The organism is Glaciecola sp. MF2-115, from assembly GCF_047250385.1.
Lineage (GTDB): Bacteria > Pseudomonadota > Gammaproteobacteria > Enterobacterales > Alteromonadaceae > Glaciecola.
On the sequence record NZ_JBLBVM010000053.1, the window covers coordinates 38,431 to 57,574 of the forward strand.

24 protein-coding genes are annotated in these 19,144 nt (G+C 41.2%); 8 read left to right on the top strand and 16 right to left on the bottom strand.

The annotated features are described in order from the left end of the window. Nucleotides 1-42: 42 nt before the first annotated feature. Nucleotides 43-519 (bottom strand): DUF3429 domain-containing protein, encoded by a 477-nt coding sequence (locus tag ACKLNX_RS11120; RefSeq protein WP_412972416.1) that lies wholly within the window; start codon nucleotides 517-519, stop codon nucleotides 43-45. A 240-nt stretch (nucleotides 520-759) separates the two neighbouring features. Between ACKLNX_RS11120 and ACKLNX_RS11125 the strand changes: the two genes are divergently transcribed. Continuing rightward, nucleotides 760-1,395 (top strand): YigZ family protein, encoded by a 636-nt coding sequence (locus ACKLNX_RS11125; RefSeq protein ID WP_412972417.1) that lies wholly within the window; start codon nucleotides 760-762, stop codon nucleotides 1,393-1,395. A gap of 57 nt (nucleotides 1,396-1,452) precedes the next feature. On the opposite strand, the gene mgtE is transcribed toward ACKLNX_RS11125, so the two are convergent. The 12 genes from mgtE to ACKLNX_RS11185 all read right to left on the bottom strand — a co-directional run bounded on the left by mgtE (nucleotide 1,453) and on the right by ACKLNX_RS11185 (nucleotide 10,764). Continuing rightward, nucleotides 1,453-2,811, bottom strand: a complete 1,359-nt coding sequence (gene mgtE / locus ACKLNX_RS11130; RefSeq protein ID WP_412972418.1) for a magnesium transporter — start codon at nucleotides 2,809-2,811, stop codon at nucleotides 1,453-1,455. A gap of 28 nt (nucleotides 2,812-2,839) precedes the next feature. Then, nucleotides 2,840-3,112 carry an HPr family phosphocarrier protein gene (locus ACKLNX_RS11135; protein WP_411695051.1) on the bottom strand — a complete coding sequence of 91 codons (273 nt, stop codon included), beginning with the start codon at nucleotides 3,110-3,112 and terminating at the stop codon, nucleotides 2,840-2,842. Next, nucleotides 3,109-4,002, bottom strand: a complete 894-nt coding sequence (gene rapZ, locus ACKLNX_RS11140; RefSeq protein WP_412972419.1) for an RNase adapter RapZ — start codon at nucleotides 4,000-4,002, stop codon at nucleotides 3,109-3,111. Before rapZ ends, ACKLNX_RS11135 begins: the two co-directional genes overlap by 4 nt. Nucleotides 4,003-4,071: 69 nt before the next feature. Further along, the gene (ptsN, locus tag ACKLNX_RS11145) at nucleotides 4,072-4,515 is read right to left on the bottom strand and encodes a PTS IIA-like nitrogen regulatory protein PtsN (RefSeq protein WP_412972420.1); all 444 of its coding nucleotides are present in this window, start codon (nucleotides 4,513-4,515) and stop codon (nucleotides 4,072-4,074) included. A gap of 13 nt (nucleotides 4,516-4,528) precedes the next feature. Beyond that, nucleotides 4,529-4,816 (bottom strand): ribosome hibernation promoting factor, encoded by a 288-nt coding sequence (gene hpf, locus ACKLNX_RS11150; RefSeq protein WP_411695048.1) that lies wholly within the window; start codon nucleotides 4,814-4,816, stop codon nucleotides 4,529-4,531. 23 nt (nucleotides 4,817-4,839) lie between these two features. Then, nucleotides 4,840-6,318: an RNA polymerase factor sigma-54 gene (locus ACKLNX_RS11155; protein WP_411695047.1), complete on the bottom strand. Its 1,479-nt coding sequence runs from the start codon at nucleotides 6,316-6,318 to the stop codon at nucleotides 4,840-4,842. Between the two features lie 57 nt (nucleotides 6,319-6,375). Next, nucleotides 6,376-7,101 (bottom strand): LPS export ABC transporter ATP-binding protein, encoded by a 726-nt coding sequence (gene lptB, locus ACKLNX_RS11160; RefSeq protein WP_412972421.1) that lies wholly within the window; start codon nucleotides 7,099-7,101, stop codon nucleotides 6,376-6,378. Further along, entirely contained in the window at nucleotides 7,098-7,658 is a 561-nt protein-coding gene (gene lptA / locus ACKLNX_RS11165) for a lipopolysaccharide transport periplasmic protein LptA (protein WP_412972422.1), read from the bottom strand. The genes lptB and lptA overlap by 4 nt, the downstream gene beginning before the upstream one ends. Then, nucleotides 7,627-8,190 carry an LPS export ABC transporter periplasmic protein LptC gene (gene lptC, locus ACKLNX_RS11170; protein ID WP_411695044.1) on the bottom strand — a complete coding sequence of 188 codons (564 nt, stop codon included), beginning with the start codon at nucleotides 8,188-8,190 and terminating at the stop codon, nucleotides 7,627-7,629. The genes lptA and lptC overlap by 32 nt, the downstream gene beginning before the upstream one ends. After that, nucleotides 8,187-8,741 carry a 3-deoxy-manno-octulosonate-8-phosphatase KdsC gene (gene kdsC / locus ACKLNX_RS11175; protein ID WP_412972423.1) on the bottom strand — a complete coding sequence of 185 codons (555 nt, stop codon included), beginning with the start codon at nucleotides 8,739-8,741 and terminating at the stop codon, nucleotides 8,187-8,189. The genes lptC and kdsC overlap by 4 nt, the downstream gene beginning before the upstream one ends. Beyond that, a complete protein-coding gene (locus ACKLNX_RS11180; protein WP_412972424.1) occupies nucleotides 8,741-9,715 on the bottom strand; it encodes a KpsF/GutQ family sugar-phosphate isomerase in 975 nt (324 codons plus the stop codon). Before ACKLNX_RS11180 ends, kdsC begins: the two co-directional genes overlap by 1 nt. A 92-nt stretch (nucleotides 9,716-9,807) precedes the next feature. Next, entirely contained in the window at nucleotides 9,808-10,764 is a 957-nt protein-coding gene (locus tag ACKLNX_RS11185; protein ID WP_411695041.1) for a calcium/sodium antiporter, read from the bottom strand. Between the two features lie 444 nt (nucleotides 10,765-11,208). Between ACKLNX_RS11185 and mlaF the strand changes: the two genes are divergently transcribed. From mlaF to murA, 7 genes are all read left to right on the top strand, one after another. Further along, a complete protein-coding gene (gene mlaF, locus ACKLNX_RS11190; protein WP_412972425.1) occupies nucleotides 11,209-12,024 on the top strand; it encodes a phospholipid ABC transporter ATP-binding protein MlaF in 816 nt (271 codons plus the stop codon). Then, complete coding sequence (gene mlaE / locus ACKLNX_RS11195; RefSeq protein ID WP_411695039.1) at nucleotides 12,024-12,800, top strand: lipid asymmetry maintenance ABC transporter permease subunit MlaE; 777 nt, start codon at nucleotides 12,024-12,026, stop codon at nucleotides 12,798-12,800. The genes mlaF and mlaE overlap by 1 nt, the downstream gene beginning before the upstream one ends. An 8-nt stretch (nucleotides 12,801-12,808) precedes the next feature. Next, nucleotides 12,809-13,297: an outer membrane lipid asymmetry maintenance protein MlaD gene (gene mlaD / locus ACKLNX_RS11200; RefSeq protein ID WP_412972426.1), complete on the top strand. Its 489-nt coding sequence runs from the start codon at nucleotides 12,809-12,811 to the stop codon at nucleotides 13,295-13,297. A gap of 77 nt (nucleotides 13,298-13,374) precedes the next feature. Beyond that, nucleotides 13,375-13,995, top strand: coding sequence for a phospholipid-binding protein MlaC (locus ACKLNX_RS11205; protein ID WP_412972519.1), 621 nt, complete (start codon nucleotides 13,375-13,377; stop codon nucleotides 13,993-13,995). Nucleotides 13,996-14,008: 13 nt separating this feature from the next. Then, nucleotides 14,009-14,317 (top strand): lipid asymmetry maintenance protein MlaB, encoded by a 309-nt coding sequence (locus ACKLNX_RS11210; protein WP_412972427.1) that lies wholly within the window; start codon nucleotides 14,009-14,011, stop codon nucleotides 14,315-14,317. 8 nt (nucleotides 14,318-14,325) lie between these two features. Next, on the top strand, nucleotides 14,326-14,577 hold the full coding sequence (locus tag ACKLNX_RS11215; RefSeq protein WP_411695036.1) for a BolA family protein: 252 nt from the start codon (nucleotides 14,326-14,328) through the stop codon (nucleotides 14,575-14,577). A 44-nt stretch (nucleotides 14,578-14,621) separates the two neighbouring features. Next, complete coding sequence (gene murA / locus ACKLNX_RS11220; protein WP_411695035.1) at nucleotides 14,622-15,884, top strand: UDP-N-acetylglucosamine 1-carboxyvinyltransferase; 1,263 nt, start codon at nucleotides 14,622-14,624, stop codon at nucleotides 15,882-15,884. Nucleotides 15,885-15,937: 53 nt separating this feature from the next. Here murA and ACKLNX_RS11225 read toward each other — a convergent pair whose 3' ends face one another. The 3 genes from ACKLNX_RS11225 to ACKLNX_RS11235 all read right to left on the bottom strand — a co-directional run bounded on the left by ACKLNX_RS11225 (nucleotide 15,938) and on the right by ACKLNX_RS11235 (nucleotide 19,057). Further along, on the bottom strand, nucleotides 15,938-17,023 hold the full coding sequence (locus ACKLNX_RS11225; protein ID WP_412972428.1) for a S1C family serine protease: 1,086 nt from the start codon (nucleotides 17,021-17,023) through the stop codon (nucleotides 15,938-15,940). A gap of 131 nt (nucleotides 17,024-17,154) precedes the next feature. After that, on the bottom strand, nucleotides 17,155-18,525 hold the full coding sequence (locus tag ACKLNX_RS11230; protein ID WP_412972429.1) for a DegQ family serine endoprotease: 1,371 nt from the start codon (nucleotides 18,523-18,525) through the stop codon (nucleotides 17,155-17,157). Between the two features lie 73 nt (nucleotides 18,526-18,598). After that, nucleotides 18,599-19,057: a ZapG family protein gene (locus ACKLNX_RS11235; protein ID WP_411695032.1), complete on the bottom strand. Its 459-nt coding sequence runs from the start codon at nucleotides 19,055-19,057 to the stop codon at nucleotides 18,599-18,601. Nucleotides 19,058-19,144 lie beyond the last annotated feature (87 nt).

Below are 19,144 nucleotides of genomic sequence, written 5' to 3' on the forward strand. Positions count from 1 at the left end.
CCGTAGGTATTTTTACCTGAGACACTTAGTGCTAGCTATTCATCATAAATTTAGTACTAAGGCGGCGATAGAAAAATGACTGATCACGACAATAGGGGTGAGCCAGTTACGCAGCTGAGTAAACCATTCGGGGTAGTTTGTGTCGCATAACCTGCGCTCAAAAATTCTTAAAGTATAGAAGGCCAAGGCATTGATGGCGATAGCTGCGGTTATAAAGAATGACGACATTTGCGAAGACAACATAACGATGACAAGTGTTACCCAAGCGAGCAAACTCATACCGATTGAAACTGCGAATAGCTGTTTTTTGGCATTTGTCATTGTGTCTTTTTGAAGTGCTGTACCCCAAAGGATCCCGCTAAGAAAAGACAAGATGACGGTCGAATAGCAGACAAAGACTTTAGCGACTAGCAATGCTGTAGGCTTAGGTAAAAAGTAAACCAAAATCGTACAAGCCACGAATGGGATAAGACCCGCGATACCATAGATAATGGCTGTATTGTTTGCTTTTTCCGTCATAGTGCGCTCTTTTGATAAATATCTACTTAAAGCCTATACGCGTTTAGTTCGAAAACAGATGGCTAAAATAAGAGTTAATGAAGTGCTAGCGGCTTTTCAATTGTCTTTATGGGGTATAATTAAAAACATGAGAACACGCACGAAAACTCTCACAACACAGATAGATAAAGTAATCCGAACTTTGACAAGTAATACCCAAAAAGTGAATGCTTATCCTGATAATTTGGTAGTTAGATATTAATGATAAAAAGTTACTCAATACCTGCGAGTGAAAAAACCGTAGAGCTCGAAATAAAGCGAAGTAAATTTATTACCACAGTTATTAACGCGAGCGATAGGCAGCAAGCAGATACGTTTGTTAAACGGTTAAAAGCGGATAACCCGCAAGCCAATCACGTTTGCTGGGCATATATTGCAGGCTCACCTGATAGCACAGAGCGCTCAATGAGCGATGATGGCGAACCCAGTGGTACGGCAGGAATGCCGATGCTTAAAATTCTTCAACATAGTGGCTTAGGTGATGTCGCGGTTGCCGTGGTCAGGTATTTTGGCGGTACTAAACTTGGAACGGGTGGATTACAACGCGCCTATTCAGATGCAGTTGCGCTTGTATTACAAGATTTACCCTTGAAATTAAAAGTAAGCAGAACCGAATTTGAGATTGAATATGATTACACCTTTCAAGGGGCGATATCGAGATTGTTGGAAGCGCATGATGTCGAAAATATTCAGTCAACTTATCAGTCAAATGTTATACAACGCTTTGCTGTGGCGACCAGTGATGCTGATGAATTACATCAAGCCTTAATAGATCTGAGTTCGAATAATATTAGGGTTTCTCGTCCTGATATTGAAAACAAAGAGCCAGAAAAGTAAACAGAAAGAAAAGTAATCAGAAAAAACAGTAAAGAACATGCCTCTGGCAACTTTATCTTAAATTAAGAAAAGCGTTGCCGTACCTAAAAACGCAAATATGCCCACGACGTCTGTGATTGTGGTTAGTATGACACTGCCAGCCAAGGCCGGATCGATTTTTAGCTTTTTCATGATAATGGGGAGCGTTGCACCTGCCAAGCCTGCCGCAATCATATTGACCATCATCGCAAAAGCAATCACGACACCTAACATAAAGTCTTGCTTCCAAAGTGCGATCACTGAAGCGATAAGTGAAGCCCAAATGACACCGTTTAAGAAGCCGATAGCGAGTTCTTTTTTCACTAACCATACTGAGTTACTTGCGCTGACATGACCCAAGGCCATACCACGAATGACAAGAGTGAGCGTTTGGTTGCCGGCAACACCACCCATGCTTGGCACTATGGTATTCAGTATTGCTAATACTGCAAGCTGACTCAGTGTCGCCTCAAATAGATCACTCACCGCTGCCGCCATTAAGGCTGTAACTAAGTTAACACCTAGCCAAATAGAGCGTCGTTGTGTACTTTTTCCAACGGGCGCGAAGGTATCTTCTTCATCGTCCAAACCCGCCATACTCATCATGGAATGCTCAGCGTCTTCACGAATAATATCAACGACGTCATCGATGGTAATTCGGCCAAGTAATGTTTTGTTTTTATCAATAACAGGAGCGGACAGCCAATCGTAACGTTCAAACATGCTAGCGACTTCACTGTCACTCATGTCAACTGGAATGGTCTCGGCTTCTTCATTCATAATTTCGTTCACGCTCATTTCAGGAGGTGAGGTCAGAAGCTTTGTAACGGGCACAGTACCGATTAAATTATCATGGCGATTCACCACATATAGTGTATCGGTGTTCTCAGGTAGCTCGCCTTTTAGGCGCAAATATCGGAGTACAACATCGATAGTCACATCCGGTCGCAATGTGATGGTGTCGGTATTCATTATGAAACCGGCGGTCTCTTCACCATAAGATAAGGCTTTTTCTGCGCGTAAACGGTCTTGTGCATCCATCGATTTCAGAATGCTTTGCAGGACTGCGTCTGGTAAAGAGCTCAGCGTTTCAGCTAAGTCATCGGTATCCATGTCTTCAAGTGCATCTACAACACTTGAGGGCACCATTTTGGAAATGATACCGTTTCGAACATCTTCAGATAACTCTTCTAAGACGTCACCATGGAAGTCAGCATCGATAAGCTGCCAAAGTTCGTTACGTGTTTTGCTTGGGCTGGATTCTAAAAGTAAGGCAACATCACTGGAGGGTAAATCGTGTAACAGTTTTCGAACTTGCACAAAAGTACCGTCGTTAAGTGATTCACTTATCGAGGTTAACTGATTTTGTATATTGTTTAGTTCAACTGTTTCAGCCATGAGACCCTAATTTTATTGCTGTAAAAACTTACTCGTCTTCGTTGAATTTATTAACAATGAGGTTTTCAATTGCTTCTATAGCGCTCTCTGCATCATTTCCTTCGCAACGCAGTAATACTTGCTTGCCTTGACTGCTTTCAAGCATCATAAGCGCTAAAACACTATTTGCAAATGCTTCTTTTTCGCCTTGGTGGATAGTGATCTTTGATTCAAACTGATTGGCTAATTTTGCTAGCTGAGTTGCCGCGCGTGCGTGCAAGCCCAACTTATTAACAATGGTCAGTTGTTTTTCGATAATCATGCTTTTGACTCATTTTCCTTATCTGAATCAGCGCTCTCCTGTTTAATATGCTTCAATTCACGGTGTCGTATTTGTACGTCGCCATGGCTCGCTCTAAAACTACTAGTGAGCGATTCGGCAACAAATACTGAGCGATGCTGACCACCTGTGCAACCAATTGCAACAGTCACATAGCTGCGGTTGTTACGCTCAAGGTGAGGTAACCAAGTTGAAATCAAGTTTTGAATCTGCCAAATGAATTTTGTCACTAGTGGTTGAGAACCAAGAAACAATTGCACAGGGCCATCTAAGCCAGTGAGCGGCTTTAAGTCGGGTTCCCAGTGCGGGTTTGGTAGAAAGCGAGCATCGAAGACGTAGTCTGCGTCTTTTGGAATACCATATTTAAAGCCAAACGATTCAAAGACAATTACTAAGTTTGTACTTTTCTTGCCTAGAACGCGCTCGCGGATTAACTCAGATAATTCGTGAAGTGAAAGATTATCGGTGTTGATATGCAAATCAGCTTTTTCAGATACAGGAACGAGTATTTCTCTTTCTGCTTCAATCGATTCGGCGAGTGATTTGTTTAGTTTAAACAGCGGATGTAAGCGTCTTGTTTCGCTGTAACGTTTGATCAAGACATCGTCGCTTGCATCAAGATAAAGAATGGTGACGTCCCACACTTTAGGTAAGAAATCGACTATCTCACTGAGTTCGTGTGCCATTTTTGGCATGTTTCGCACATCAACACTGACAGCGACGTTTTCGCTTTCATCAGCTAATGTGTGGATAAGAGTCGGGAGGAGATTGACTGGAATATTATCAACGCAATAGTAGCCTAAATCTTCTAAAGCTCTGAGTGCAATTGACTTGCCTGAACCTGAGCGACCACTGATAATCAAAAGCTTCACGTATATAGGACCTTATAATCTGTTGACTGTTACTGAACGGTATTTCATTTAACCGCGCTGTCGGCTTTCTTAGGCTAAAGCGGATATGATTTCATCTCGGCTTTTTGCGCTTCTTATGGCTTTAACAATACTATTTTCACTGAGTTTTTGGGCAATGGACGATAGCGTTTGAAGATGTTCTTGCGTTTGTTCGCTAGGGACTAATAAAGCAAAAAAAATGTCCACGGGTTTGTCATCTATAGCATCAAACTCAATCCCTTCTTCACTCGTTACAACAATGGCGACAATATCACTTATACCCTCAATGCGACCATGTGGAATAGCTATACCATTACCGATACCAGTGCTTCCCATTTTTTCTCGAGCTAACATGCTAGACAAGACGTCGCCGATATCTAATTGTGGATTTTCTTTGACCGCAATTTCGCTAATGACTTCAAAAATTCTTTTTTTGCTTTGGCACTGAACCGCACATTCAGTGCGATCCAGTGAAATAATATCAGATATAATCATAATACGTTGACGACTAATGTCGCTTTGATTTTTCCTTATGTTTGATCACTTGGCGATCTAACTTGTCAATTAATCCGTCTATGGCGGCATACATATCATTATGTTCAGCATTAGCGTGCACCACATCACCTTTTAAGTGTAGTGTCGCCTCAGCTTTTTGCTTGATTTTTTCTACATTCAATACGACATGGACATTGCTTATATGGTCGAAATGTCGCTCTAACTTTTCGAATTTGGTGTCGACGTATGCTCTGAGTGAATCGGTAATATCAACGTGGTGACCAGTTAGATTTATTTGCATAATGTTACGTCCTCTTATGTAGTCTACAATAGACTTTTTCGTTGGTTCGACGGGGGAATCGAGAGAGACTCTCGATATTTCGCAATGGTTCGCCGTGCAACTTGAATACCTTGATCGGCCAACAACTGCGCAATCTTGCTATCACTAAGTGGTTTACTCGCTACTTCTGCAGCTACAAGCTTTTTGATTAATGCTCGAATGGCTGTCGATGAACACTCTCCGCCTGATTCGGTTGAAACATGACTAGAGAAGAAGTACTTAAGCTCAAAAATCCCTCTAGGTGTATGCATATATTTCTGAGTGGTCACTCGAGAAATAGTTGATTCGTGCATGTCCACCATTTCAGCAACATCATTCAAGACCATTGGACGCATCATTTCAGGCCCATGCTCAAAAAATCCCATTTGTTGCTGAACAATACAATGAGATACTTTTAGTAAAGTTTCATTGCGGCTTTCTAAGCTTTTAATAAACCATTTTGCTTCTTGTAGATGTGACTTTATATATTGAGAATCGTTCGAATTTTTTGTGCTTTTACTAAGCGCTTCGTATTCTTTATTGACAATTAAGGGCGGTAAAGAGTCGTCGTTTAACTCCACAGTCCAACGGCCATTTTTTTTCACAACCGTTACATCAGGAATGACGTATTCAGAATCTTTAACGGGGATCGCGCTGCCTGGGCGAGGGTTGAGAGTTTGCAACAAACGCATTGCTTCACGCAGTTGATCTTCTTTCAAACGCGTTTTACGCATTAATGTTCGATAATCTTTGCTGCTCAGAAGATCACAGTGCTCTGTAAGTAACAATCTTGCTTCAGCTAACCACGGTGTGTTCGAATCGAATTGCGCCAATTGCACCATTAAACATTCTTGCGGGCTGCGAGAACCAGCGCCAATTGGATCAAACATTTGAATACGCTTTAATACACATTCAACTTCGTCCAGTTCGATCTCTTCGTTTTGTAAACTATCTAATATTTCTTCGCAGCTAACAGTTAAGTAACCAGATTCATCAATAGAGTCGATAATAGCTATTGCGATCGAACGATCAATTTCTGAGAAGGGGGTTAATTCCATTTGCCAAATAAGATGGTCTTGAATGTTCTCAGTCGTTTCGCCCTGAAACACATAATCATCGTCAGCGGGACCATTAGATATGTTCGCTGGTGCAGAAGATGAGCTCATGTAGTCTTCCCATGAGCTATCTATGGGTAAGTCGTCGGGTATTTGATTGTTTTCGAGAGCATCGTGGCTATCAACATTATCTGAATTATCAGCGCTCAAATTATTCGTATCAAGATCACCTTGAGTATCTGAGTCATTATTAGAGTTTTCACCGTTGCGATCTGATTCATCTATTTCTAATAAAGGATTAGAATCAAGCGCTTCTTGAATTTCTTGTTGTAAATCAAGAGTAGATAGTTGTAGTAATTTAATCGCCTGCTGAAGTTGCGGCGTCATTGTTAGTTGTTGACTAAACTTTAACTGCAATGAAGGTTTCATCGATTTCCTTCAGTGCTTTTTAGAGGTAAATTTTCCCTATTACTAAACATGATACACCTATAGTACAAATTGGTCGCCGAGATATACGTCTCTTACTTTTTGGTTACTGAGTACCTCATCAGCAGTTCCTGATGCAATCAGTTCACCGTGACTCACAATATAAGCTTTTTCACACACATCTAAAGTTTCTCTTACATTATGGTCTGTAATCAATACACCTATGTTTCGTTCTTTTAATTGCTGAATTATCTTCTTTATATCATTAACAGAAATTGGGTCAACACCGGCGAAGGGTTCATCGAGCAAAATAAATTTTGGATTGGCTGCCAAAGCCCTCGCAATTTCAACACGGCGGCGCTCTCCACCGGATAAACTCATCCCTAAATTATTTCTAATATGGTTGACATTAAACTCATCCATTAAATCGTCAGCTTGTTGTTCACGTTGATCTTTTGTGAGCTCTTTGCGAGTTTGTAGAATAGCCATTAAGTTTTCATAAACTGTTAATTTACGAAAAATAGATGCCTCTTGAGGTAAATACCCGATGCCGTGACGAGCGCGCTCATGCATGGGCTGTATCGACATATCGAGTTGGTCGATACAAATCTCGCCTTTATCGAGTGGCACTAAACCCACGATCATATAAAACGTGGTTGTTTTACCGGCACCGTTAGGACCTAATAGACCAACGATCTGACCTCTAGAAACTTCTAAGCTTACGTCTCTTACAACTTGTCTTGATTTGTATGATTTAGCTAAGTTTTTGGCAACCAGTGCACTCACTTATCGGTTTCCTTTTTATTCTTTTCAAGCGCTTCTTTCGTTTTCTTCAAGGTAGCACCATCAAACACCGTCACAACTTGTTGTTGGCTGTCGGTATTCTTTTGTGCTTGCCATTGTTCTTTCTCAATATCATAAATGATTGAATCTGTTTTTATGCTGAAGGCATTTTGATAAAGCTCGGCGTTGCCTTTCAGTGATATGATCTTATTCGCTTTTTCATATCTAATGTGGTTTGCTCTAGCCACAACCATAGTGCCGTCGGATAGTTGTTGTGTGTAGCTTGCCGGATTGCCAAAAGCCTCAAACACTTCTTTATCTTTACCAAGTGCTGCGGATACTTTCAACTTCTCCGCCTTAATTTCTAAGGTGCCTTGCGTAATTTTGACATTGCCTTCATGTACCGCTACCTTTTCTTTTCCGTCTCCATAACTGGTGTCGGATGAGAGCATAGTCGGTTTCTCAAAATCATCTTTTTTGACAATCTCTTGTGCGTTTATTGTAGTCGCACTAGTCACTATTAGCAGACTAGCGAGAAGGTAAGTATTCAGTTTGAACATGGTTCTTTAACTCATATTTTTGTGTTTCTAAGTTAGCCTCGAAGCCAATGCCATTAATAGTGACATTTGTACCCGAGATAACTAATGGCTGATCCGAAGCAATTAATTTGCTTAATAAATCTATCTCAATAAATTCAGTAGATATTGTTTGGATATAGTCTTCAACTTGTAAGTTCCGTATTAAAACGCCACTAGCAAGTTCAATGCGATTATTGTCGTAAAGGGTGCCCTCATCAGCATTTAGTTGCCAACGGGAACCATCTTTCTGCATGTAAATGGTGTACTCGGGTTGTGTGAAGTTCACAAATCCAAGCAAATCGTAATGCTCCATTTTTTCCGCGCTGACTTGATGGGTTAAATTGCCATCTTTGTCGTATAACTTACTGCGTAAATTCTTCGCTTCGTAATTAGGCAGCAATGCAGCATCTTTATCACTAGTGATAACTTGCTTTTCATCTTCCAGCCACGTGGGTAAATAAAGCGCGAAAGCTGCGCTGAAAATGAGAATGATACTAATCGCGAGACGATTCATACACTGGCACCATGTATATCTGTCAATTTACCTTTAGCTTGCAAAATTATATCGCATATTTCTCTCACAGCGCCTCGACCACCAGGAAGAGAAGTAACAAATGTGGCTTGTTGTTTCACAAACGGGTGAGCATCCGCAACAGCGATGCCGACACTGCTAGCACTAAACATCCCGATATCCGGCATGTCATCACCGACACTGGCTATTGTTTCTTTGGAATATCCATGTTGGGCAATTAACTCGTTAATCGCGACAAGTTTGTCCTCTCTATTCTGCATAATATGTTCGACGTTTAGAGCCTGCATACGATCTTCGACAATCTGCGATTGACGTCCAGTAATGACAGCTACTTTCACGCCTATTTTCGATAATGCCTTAATGCCATAACCATCTTTAGTATTAAAAGCTTTAAGTTCTTCGCCTTGATTACCGAGTAATATCGTGCCGTCAGAGAATACGCCGTCAACATCGCATACTAACACTGTTATGTACTTAAAACGCTCAAATAGTTCTGCGTCAATTGGCTCATACAGAGTCTCTATTTTAGACATTAGACGACTCCTGCTTTTAGTAAAGTATGCATTTTAATTGCACCGACGGGTTTTTGTTCTTCATCAACGATGAACATTGCACTTATTTTGTATTTTTGCATCAGATTCAAGGCGTCTACGGCTAACTTTCCTTGGATCATAGTAACACTTTTAGGTGTCATCACATCTTCGACTGATGCCTTATGGATGTCTATTCTTTTATCTAGCGCTCTACGCAAGTCGCCATCGGTAAAAACGCCAAGTAAATTACCGACCTTATCGACAACGCCAGTCATACCTAGCCCTTTTTCAGATATCTCTAATAATGCTTGCATGACAGTTGCTGAACTTGGCACTAATGGGAGTTCATGATCCACCGCCATTATTTCATCAACGGTCAGTAATAACTTTCTGCCCAATGAACCGCCAGGATGAGAAAGTGCGAAATCATCTGCTGTAAAGCCCTTTGCTTCAAGCAGGGCAACAGCAAGAGCATCTCCAAGCACGAGTGTCGCTGTTGTGCTGGTGGTTGGGGCAAGACCGAGTGAGCAAGCTTCTTTTTCAACGCTTATGTTTAACGCGACATCGGAAAATTTCGCTAGAGTACTTTGAGCGTTGTTACTTATGGAAATAACCGGTACACCAAGTCTTTTCACAACCGGCAATAGCCCGGTGAGCTCATGTGTTTCACCAGAATTCGAAATTCCAATCAGCACATCACCTTTTGTTAGCATGCCTAAGTCACCATGATTGGCCTCCCCAGGATGCATGAAAAACGCAGGAGTACCTGTACTTGCAAGAGTTGCTGCTATTTTATTTCCGATATGGCCAGATTTACCCATACCACAAACGACAACTTTACCGGTGCAATTCATCATTAATTCACAAGCACGATTGAAACTATCATCCAAGCTTTCTTGAAGCTTTTGTAGCGCTTCAATCTCATTTTGAAAGACGTTTTTTGCCGTGCCTAAAAAGCTAATGCGTTTTACCATGTTAAAAGTCGTCACCTTTGTTAATTGAGTTTCTTGTAATATCAAGAGTAGACTATCTTATCTGAATAGCCCCTGAACTTATTGTTCAATTACTATTTAAATAACCAGTATTGATACGTTAAAAACGCAAGCACCAAAATACCGCCTTCATATCTATTTATTTGTCTCGTTCCACGCAAGTTGAAGCAAAAGATAAACAGTAGGATAGTAAGTCCAAGCATTACATATGAATCACGAGTTGAAGCATTAGCATCGAGTAAGCCAGGAATAATGAGTCCAGGCATAGCTAAAACTGCCAAGATGTTAAATATGTTTGAGCCAATGATATTCCCTAAAGCGAGATCATCTTCACCTTTGCGAACTCCGGCAATGCTAGCTGCTAATTCAGGTAGGCTTGTGCCAAGTGCAATAATGGTCAATCCAATGACAAGGTCACTGACACCAAAGAATCTTGCTATGTAAACGGCGCTTTCAACTAAGAAATGGGCACTTAGGGGCAGCATAACAAGGCCGACAATCACCCACAAAATTGCATTCTTAGTTGGTACGTTATTGGGTATTTCGTCTGCTGTTTCGGCAATGAGAGGATCGTTCTTATCTACTCTAAAAGATAACCATGCCATAACAGCAAGTACCAGAACAAAAAGTGTGATCAACGTGACACCTTCAATTTGACTGAGTACATTATCAGAAAGGAAGTACACGGCAATAAGCGTGACGATAAGTAATACAGGCAATTCGCGTTTTAGCGTTGTTGAGGAGACTAATAAAGGTTTGAAAAGCGCGGTAAGACCTAGCACCAATGCAATATTTGTAATGTTTGATCCAATGGCATTTCCAACTGCCGTATCCGGATTTCCATTAAATGATGCTGTTGCTGAAACAACAATTTCTGGCGCACTTGAGCCCATGGCAACAATGGTTAATCCTATCATCATAGGGGAGACACCAAAATTTTTGGCTAGTGCAGAAGCACCATAAACAAATTTGTCCGCACTCCAACTCAGTACGCCTAAACCTATTAAAAATATAATGATTTGTGTAATCACGTAGTATTAAATCTCTTCTGAATCGTTTCGTTATTGTCGCAAAAAGCTAAGCGCTTTGACACTAAAAAAGTATGAAATGTTAGTCAAAACCACTTTTTTATTGAATTCAGCCACTAGTCAATTCTTAATTTATAATTTTTGTTACAGATTTATGCCTTTTTAGTGCTTGAAAAAGCTCAATGAATAACAACATACCTGCTAATATACGTTATAATACGCAAGAAAGTGCGCTTGTTTTGTTTGAGTCTGTATAGAAAGTACAGAAAAAACAAAATTAAATCTCATTTATTCGGGTCTTGTTCAGCTTACAGTCATTAAAAGTTGGTAATGTAGTGAACTTTTATTGGCGCTGAACCGTCTTTATTACTCGGGGCACTTTCAGAAAATTTTTCAGGGAAGCGTTGTTAACGCGAATACCCATTTTATAGGAATGTAAAAAACCAAATGTCAGACATTTTAGTTGATATCAACAAAATGCACTTCGCTCGAGGTGGACGTGTCATTTATGACAGTATTTCGATGCAGGTGAAAAAAGGCGGTATCACTGCAGTCATGGGACCAAGTGGCATTGGCAAAACGACTCTGTTGAAGCTGATCGGCGGGCAGCTATACCCAGATGCTGGCGAAGTACTATTTCAAGGTGAGAATATTCATCAGATGACTCGAAAGCGGCTTTACGATGTTCGTCGTAAAATGAGTATGTTGTTTCAAAGTGGTGCATTGTTTACCAATATTTCAGTGTTCGACAATGTGGCATTTCCTATCAGAGAACATACTAGTTTGTCAGAAGAGATCATTGAAACAATCGTTTTGTTGAAACTAGAAGCTGTCGGCCTGCGTGGTGCGGCAAACTTAATGCCAAGCGAACTATCTGGTGGTATGGCAAGACGAGCGGCTCTTGCTAGAGCAATTGCGCTAGATCCTGATTTAATCATGTACGACGAGCCTTTTGCCGGGCAAGATCCTATTTCTATGGGAGTGTTAGTTAAACTGATTAAAGAGCTAAACGCAGCTTTAGGACTTACCAGTATCGTTGTAACGCATGATGTAACAGAAGTACTCACCATTGCGGATTATGCCTATATACTTGCGGACAAAAAGATTATCGGTGAAGGCACGCCAGATGAAATTAGAAACTCCACGTCAGAGCGCGTGCAACAGTTTTTGAAAGGTAATGCCGATGGACCTGTTCCATTTCACTTTCCGGCGCCTACTATGCAAGAAACTTTTATGCAAAAAAGTACTGCGGGGTCTAAATAGTGAATTGGCTTATTAATTTAGGGGCTGGAACGCTTGCTAAGCTCAGCGCAGTAGGCAACGCTTCATTGATGTTGTGGGGGAGCCTGTTTGCTGTCCCAAGACTTAAGAATATCCCATTGATCATCCATCAAATTTATATCGTGGGTGTGCAGAGTCTGCTGATCATTGTCGTTTCCGGTTTGTTCATTGGAATGGTAATGGCCCTTCAGGGTTATACGATACTTGTGAACTATGGAGCGGAAGGAAGCTTAGGACCAATGGTTGCCTTGTCTTTATTACGTGAGCTTGGTCCAGTCGTTACTGCGTTGCTGTTTGCAGGAAGAGCAGGGTCCGCTCTAACAGCCGAAATTGGCTTGATGAAGGCGACCGAGCAACTAAGTAGTTTGGAAATGATGGCAGTTGACCCGCTAAGACGTGTGATATCACCGCGCTTTTGGGCTGGTGTCATTTCAATGCCGATGCTGGCCGTTATATTTAGCGCTGTTGGCATACTAGGCGGGCATTTAGTAGGCGTTGACTGGTTGGGTGTCGATTCTGGCAGCTACTGGTCAATTATGCAGGCAACTGTTGAGTGGGATAAAGATGTCATCAATGGTGTTATTAAAAGTATTGTATTCGCGTTAATTGTGGTTTGGATAGCACTTTACAAAGGATACGATGCATTACCAACATCAGAAGGTATTAGTAAGGCAACAACTGAAACCGTTGTGTTTTCATCGTTGGCAATTTTAGGTGTGGATTTCGTGCTAACAGCATTGATGTTTGGAATTAATTAGGAAAAAAGATGACAAGCAAAAAAACAGAATTAATGGTCGGTATATTTGTTGCGTTGGCAATTGCAGCAACCCTACTACTGGCTTTGCAAGTTGCCAATCAAGGCATGAGTGGCAGTGGCGATGTTTATAAGGTGAGTGCTAAATTCGACAATATCGGTGGATTAAAAGCAAGATCATCCGTAAAAGTAGGTGGTGTCGTCATTGGAAGAGTATCTCGTATTTATTTAGATGAACAAGAGTTAATTCCTGTTGTCGAAATGGAAATATCGGAGAATTATGCAAAAACTTTCCCTGAAACCAGTTCAGTGTCAATACTAACTGCGGGCTTGTTGGGGGAACAATATATTGGCTTAACGCCAGGCTTTGTATTCCCAGGTGAAGATCCTATTTATTTAGGTGATAAAGAGGGTGAAACTAAGTATATCGTTGATACTAAATCAGCGTTAGTTTTAGAAGACCTTATTGGTCAGTTCTTATTTGGTAAAGGCTCGGAATAATAGCCATGACAGTATTAGTGAAGGGGAATAATTTGAAGAAGCATTTTGAGAACGTGCGTAGTTGGTTTTTATCAATAATGACAGCAGTAGTTTTGATGGTACCTGCAGCAACTTTTGCGGCTGAGGAACAGGATGATCCTTATGTAATGATCAACAAGGTTGCGTCCTTAACATTTGAAAGAATGAAAAAAGAGAAAGACTTAATTAGGGAAAACCCAGAACTGTTACGTGTTGTTATGGAAGAAGAGCTTTTGCCTTATATAGACTACCGCTTTTCAGCATTTAAGGTATTAGGAAAGTATGCGAACAAAGTTCCAAGAGAAAAGTTGTTGGAGTTTGTTTCTGTGTTTAGAGAGTATCTAATCACAAGTTATGCTGTTGCTTTAGGTTATTACGATGACCAGCTTGTTGAATTTGCCCCTGCTATGGAGTTTGATGGTCGTTCTGATGTCACTGTTCGTGCTGTCATTAAGGATGGAGATCGTCCTGACATCAAAGTTGCGTTTAAAGTGCGCAAAGACCGCCAGTCAGATCAATGGCAAGTTTACGATATGGTTGCTGAAGGCATTAGTCTATTGACGAACAAGCGTACTGAATTTGAATCCATTTTACGTCAAGATGGCATCGATAAAGTGATTGAGCTTATGAGAAAAAGTATCTCTGAGCCAATCAAGCTTAATGAAAAATTGGATAACTAAGGTTTCAAGATAAATGCAAGCTGAGCTCAACAAACAAGACAACGCACTCACGTTAAAGGTGAACGGCGACCTCGATCTTTTATCATTGAAAAAAGATTATTGGACTTCAATTGATAGTAGTGAGAAAGAGGAAGTTCAGGCTGCTGGTAGTTTGATAGTGTGCCTTGATAATGTTGAAAGAGCAGACAGTGCAGGCTTAGCTTGGCTAATTAATCTCAAACGTGATTTAAATCAACACAATGTTAGTGTTAGTATTCACAATTCACCTAAAAAATTAATAGAGTTAGCTAAGCTAAGTAACGCTGACAGCTTTCTGGAATAGAGAAAAGAATGACAAATGAAGAAATAGCGAGTTTATTGAAAACGGAACTCAACTTGAGCGATGTGAAAGTAAAGAGTGAAGGTTCACATTTTCAAATAATTGCTGTCGATAATTGCTTCGAAGAAATGTCTCGCGTAAAAAAACAGCAACTAATTTACGGACCCTTGTCAGATAAAATAGCAGATGGCACTATGCATGCTATCACTATCAAAACATTCTCTGTTGATCAATGGCAACGTGAGAAGCTGTTTCATTCGTAATTCGCACGAAGCATAATAATAATTATATTTAAAAGAGAGTATCCGTGGACAAGTTGGTCATCACAAAAAGCCAGCCATTAGCTGGCTCAGTTACAATTTCTGGGGCCAAAAATGCCGCCCTCCCACTCCTTATTTCAAGTTTGTTAGCTGATTCAACTTGTTCATTTGAAAACGTTCCTGCACTTAGAGATATCAGCACAACATTGCTGTTGCTTAAAGACTTTGGTGCAACAATTAATCAGATTGATAAAAACCATGTTGAAATTGATGCCAGCAATCTAAGCAGTGTCACTGCATCTTACGATTTAGTCAGTACAATGCGAGCTTCTATTCTAGTACTCGGCCCATTGTTAGCAAAACATGGTAAAGCGAATGTTTCTTTACCAGGAGGTTGTGCCATTGGTGCTCGTCCAGTTAATCTGCATTTGTCGGGCCTTGAGAAAATGGGCGCAAAAATAGAAGTGGATGAGGGGTATATTCGAGCTGAAGTTGATGGACGTTTAAAAGGTGCTCGCATCTTTATGGACGTAGTAAGCGTAGGGGCAACTGAAAACTTGATGATGGCGGCGGCCTTAGCTGACGGTGAGACTATTCTTGAAAATGCCGCACGAGAGCCTGAAATCGTTGACCTAGCAAATTGCTTAAATAGCATGGGTGCAAAAGTAAGCGGTGCTGGCAGCGATCATATTAAAATAACAGGCGTTACAAGCCTTAAAGGGTGCAACTATAGTGTGCTTCCTGATCGTATTGAAACCGGTACATTTTTAGTTGCAGCCGCTGTCTCTGGCGGCAGCGTGCGTTGTGAGAAAGCAGATCCTTCTAGTTTAGATGCTGTGTTAAGTAAGCTTGAGCAAGCGGGAGCGACAATTACAACGGGTAAGGATTGGATTGAGCTCGATATGCAAGGCAGAGCGCCGAAAGCAGTGAATTTGAGAACGGTTCCTCACCCTGGATTCCCAACTGATATGCAAGCGCAATTCATGACCTTAAATGCGGTTGCTGAGGGCGCTGGTGTCATCACTGAAACAATTTTTGAAAACCGTTTCATGCACGTGCCTGAGTTAAAACGAATGGGTGCGGAAATTGAACTAGAAGGTAATAGTGCGCTGTCGAAAGGGAACTCTAAATTAAAGGGAGCTCAGGTGATGGCAACTGATCTTAGAGCCTCTGCAAGTTTAGTGATTGCTGGATTAGTGGCTGAAGGCGAAACCATCGTTAATAGGATCTATCACTTAGACCGAGGCTACGAAGCCATTGAACATAAATTGGGTGGTCTAGGCGCGAATATTAAGCGTGTTAAGGAATAAGACTTTCGCTTAAAGAACTCATCGCCTTAGCTAGTTAGCATAGTCTCAACTAGTTAAGACGATGCTGATGAACCAACAACCACCGTTAGTGTTATGAGCTGCGTGTTACGTTCAACACTTAAAGTAAGTTTAGTACCAGGTGTTGTCTGACTTACCATATTCAAAGCTTGGCCATTGTCATTTTGTTCAATTTCAACGCCATTGATTGCAACTAATATATCGCCCGTCCTCAAACCACCAATATCAGCAGGGCCGCCACGAGTCACAGAACTTACTAATAGCCCTTTACGCTCAAGGTATGGATTCCCTTCAAAGCCTAATTGCCCGCGTACAACTGTTCCCGATACGATAATTTCTTCCATCACTTTTATAGCCAGATCATAAGGAACCGCAAAGTTAATACCATCGACTGTTGTTGACGCTCTTCCTGTGGGGCCTCGAGTCGTAAAATTAGCGTTGGTGATCCCTACTAAATAACCGTTACTGTCTACTAAAGCACCACCTGAATTACCCGGGTGCAAAACAGCGTCTGTTTGGATGAAGTCGAAATAATTGGCTAAGTTATTACGGCTAATTCGACTAACAATGCCTTGAGTGATGGTTTGACCTAAATCGAGAGGGTTACCAATAGCCATTACTACATCACCAACACGCAGGCCAGTTTTGGGCACTTGTGGAATTACATGAAGATCATCTGCGTCAACTTTCAAAACAGCTAAATCGGTTTCTGTATCAAACCCTACTATTTGGGCTTCTAAGGTGCGACTGTCTTGAAGGCGAATATATATGGTGTCTGCATCTTTAATTACGTGGTAACAAGTCAATAGGTAACCGTTTTCATTCATGATAACACCAGAGCCTAAATTAGTGCGTTCAGTCGTTCGGCCTCTAAATATGCTGTTTGGGTTGGGGTTATCGATACTTACACCATAGATATATACAACTGCAGGAGCACTTCTACTAAGAGCATCATAATAGCTGAGTCTTTCTGGTGGTTTGTCTCGCTTTTGTAGCCAGTCAACGTTTAGACCGCTACCTTGACGAAATTCGGGGATGAAAATAAGTAAAATGGCTGCAACGGTCAAACCAAGAATAATTGGTTTTAGTAGAGCGATTAAGAATCTTTGCAGTGCAGCCATGTTGAGTAAGTTCGATGCGAGTAATTATTTGATAAGAATAACAAATTAATCCAAAGTGTTACAGCATCCTGAATAAACAATCCATGGCATGGTTTTCACCACACCATGGATACATTATTTATTCTCTCGTTCTACTGTCGGATAACAACATAGATTGTCGAGCTGCCGCGCTTAATATTTAAAGCCATCACGTTGTCTTTGCTCTCTTCAACTAGGCGGCGTAGGTCAGCGATATTGCTAACTCGCTGTCTATTTAAACCAACAATCACATCATCTGATTTAAGGCCTATTCTAGCTGCTGGCGAGCGTGCTTGAACAGCTGTCACTACCACTCCTTCGTTACCGGCAAGGTCTTGGCCATTGTTCAATTCGCTACCTTCAAACGCCGGGTGTAGGTCTTTCGCTTCAGCAACAGGCATTCCTGCATCACCTAACACCACGTCTACATCTTGACGTTTACCTTCTCGCACTATTGTTAGTTTAACCTCGGCACCAGCACCCATAGTCGCTACTTTGGCACGAAGCTCATCAAAACTGTGTAGGTCGTTCCCATTAATACTAGTAATAATGTCGCCAGATTTTAGACCTGCTTTATCGGCAGCTGAATCAGGAACGACTTCATTAATAAACGCACCTTTGTTACTTGGAGAACGCATCGCTTCGGCTAATTTAGCATCAACGTTACCACCCTGAATACCAAGTAAACCTCTACGCACCTCGCCAAACTCGACTATCTGGTCAATCAAACCCTTCATCATGTTGCTTGGGATAGCGAAGCCGATACCGACATTGCCACCATTAGGGCCAAATATAGCTGTGTTAATACCAATGAGTTCGCCGTTTAAATTCACTAAGGCGCCACCAGAATTACCACGGTTAATTGCTGCATCAGTTTGTATAAAGTCTTCAAGTCCGCTTCTGTTTATGCCTGAGCGACCTAAGGCACTGACAATGCCAGAAGTGACAGTCTGACCTAGGCCGAACGGGTTCCCAATAGCAACAGCAAAGTCACCAACGCGCAGCTTGTCAGAATCCGCTAAAGGGATTTCAGTCAGCTCTTTCGCATCAATTTGCAATAGCGCTACATCACTTTGCTCATCTGCTCCCAGTTTTTTAGCGGCAAACTCTCTTCCGTCAATTAACTTAACAGTAATTTCATCAGCATTTTCTACGACATGGTTATTGGTAACAACATACCCTTTCTTTGCGTCGATAATAACACCAGAGCCCATGCCTCGGAATGGACGTTCATTTACTTGTTGATCAGGCGTGCCGAAAAATCGTTTGAACGCCTCAGGAATTTGTTGACGAGTAACCTGTGTCCCTTCCACTGCAATACTAACGACAGCTGGTGAGGTTTTTTCTATCATTGGTGCTAAAGAGGGAACGGCTTCTTTTTCGGTTGAAAAGAAGGGAAGTGCGGCATTTGCACTTGGTAATGTAGTAAAAACAATAGAGCCTGCAGCTAAGCAGACCGCTACTTTATGAAGAAATGCTTTCATTAATCTTGATACTCCAAATAAAACTTTAAAATTGAATACCTAACAAAGACTAGTGAAAAACAAATTTAGTTCACTAGTCCTTTGATTTATTCGCTTTTGGTGCTTTAACATCAACGCCAACAAATACGCCAGAACCCGTATTTGCAAAGTCACGTGGTTGCGCATCAGGTTGAGCTAAAGCGATATCATGCTTGCTTGCTTTTAAACTGTTACGTAAAAACACGCTAGCATGTTCACCATAAAAGCTATCTTTCGTTTCATTGCTGCTTGACGCAACCTGAGTAAGTGACTCTTCATAATCATTCAATTGTGAGACCAAGTCAGCCGTTCTACTCTGAATATCCGCCAATGCTTTTCTTGAAACATCCAAGTGCTGCCTTGCTTGAATAGCTAATAAAGCTTTGAGCTCACCCTCAGAGTGACTCGCTTTGTCGTCTGATTTTGATTGCATTGTTTTCAATACAACAAAACCAATTATACCGCCTATTATTAAGCCTATAACGATGCCAATAATTAATGTGCTAGTTTCCATTATGTCTCCAAACTGAGTAGTGCTTAGGACAAATGATCAGCTATTCATCGATTCCTTGCAAGCGCTTATTACTAATAAATTGAGTTA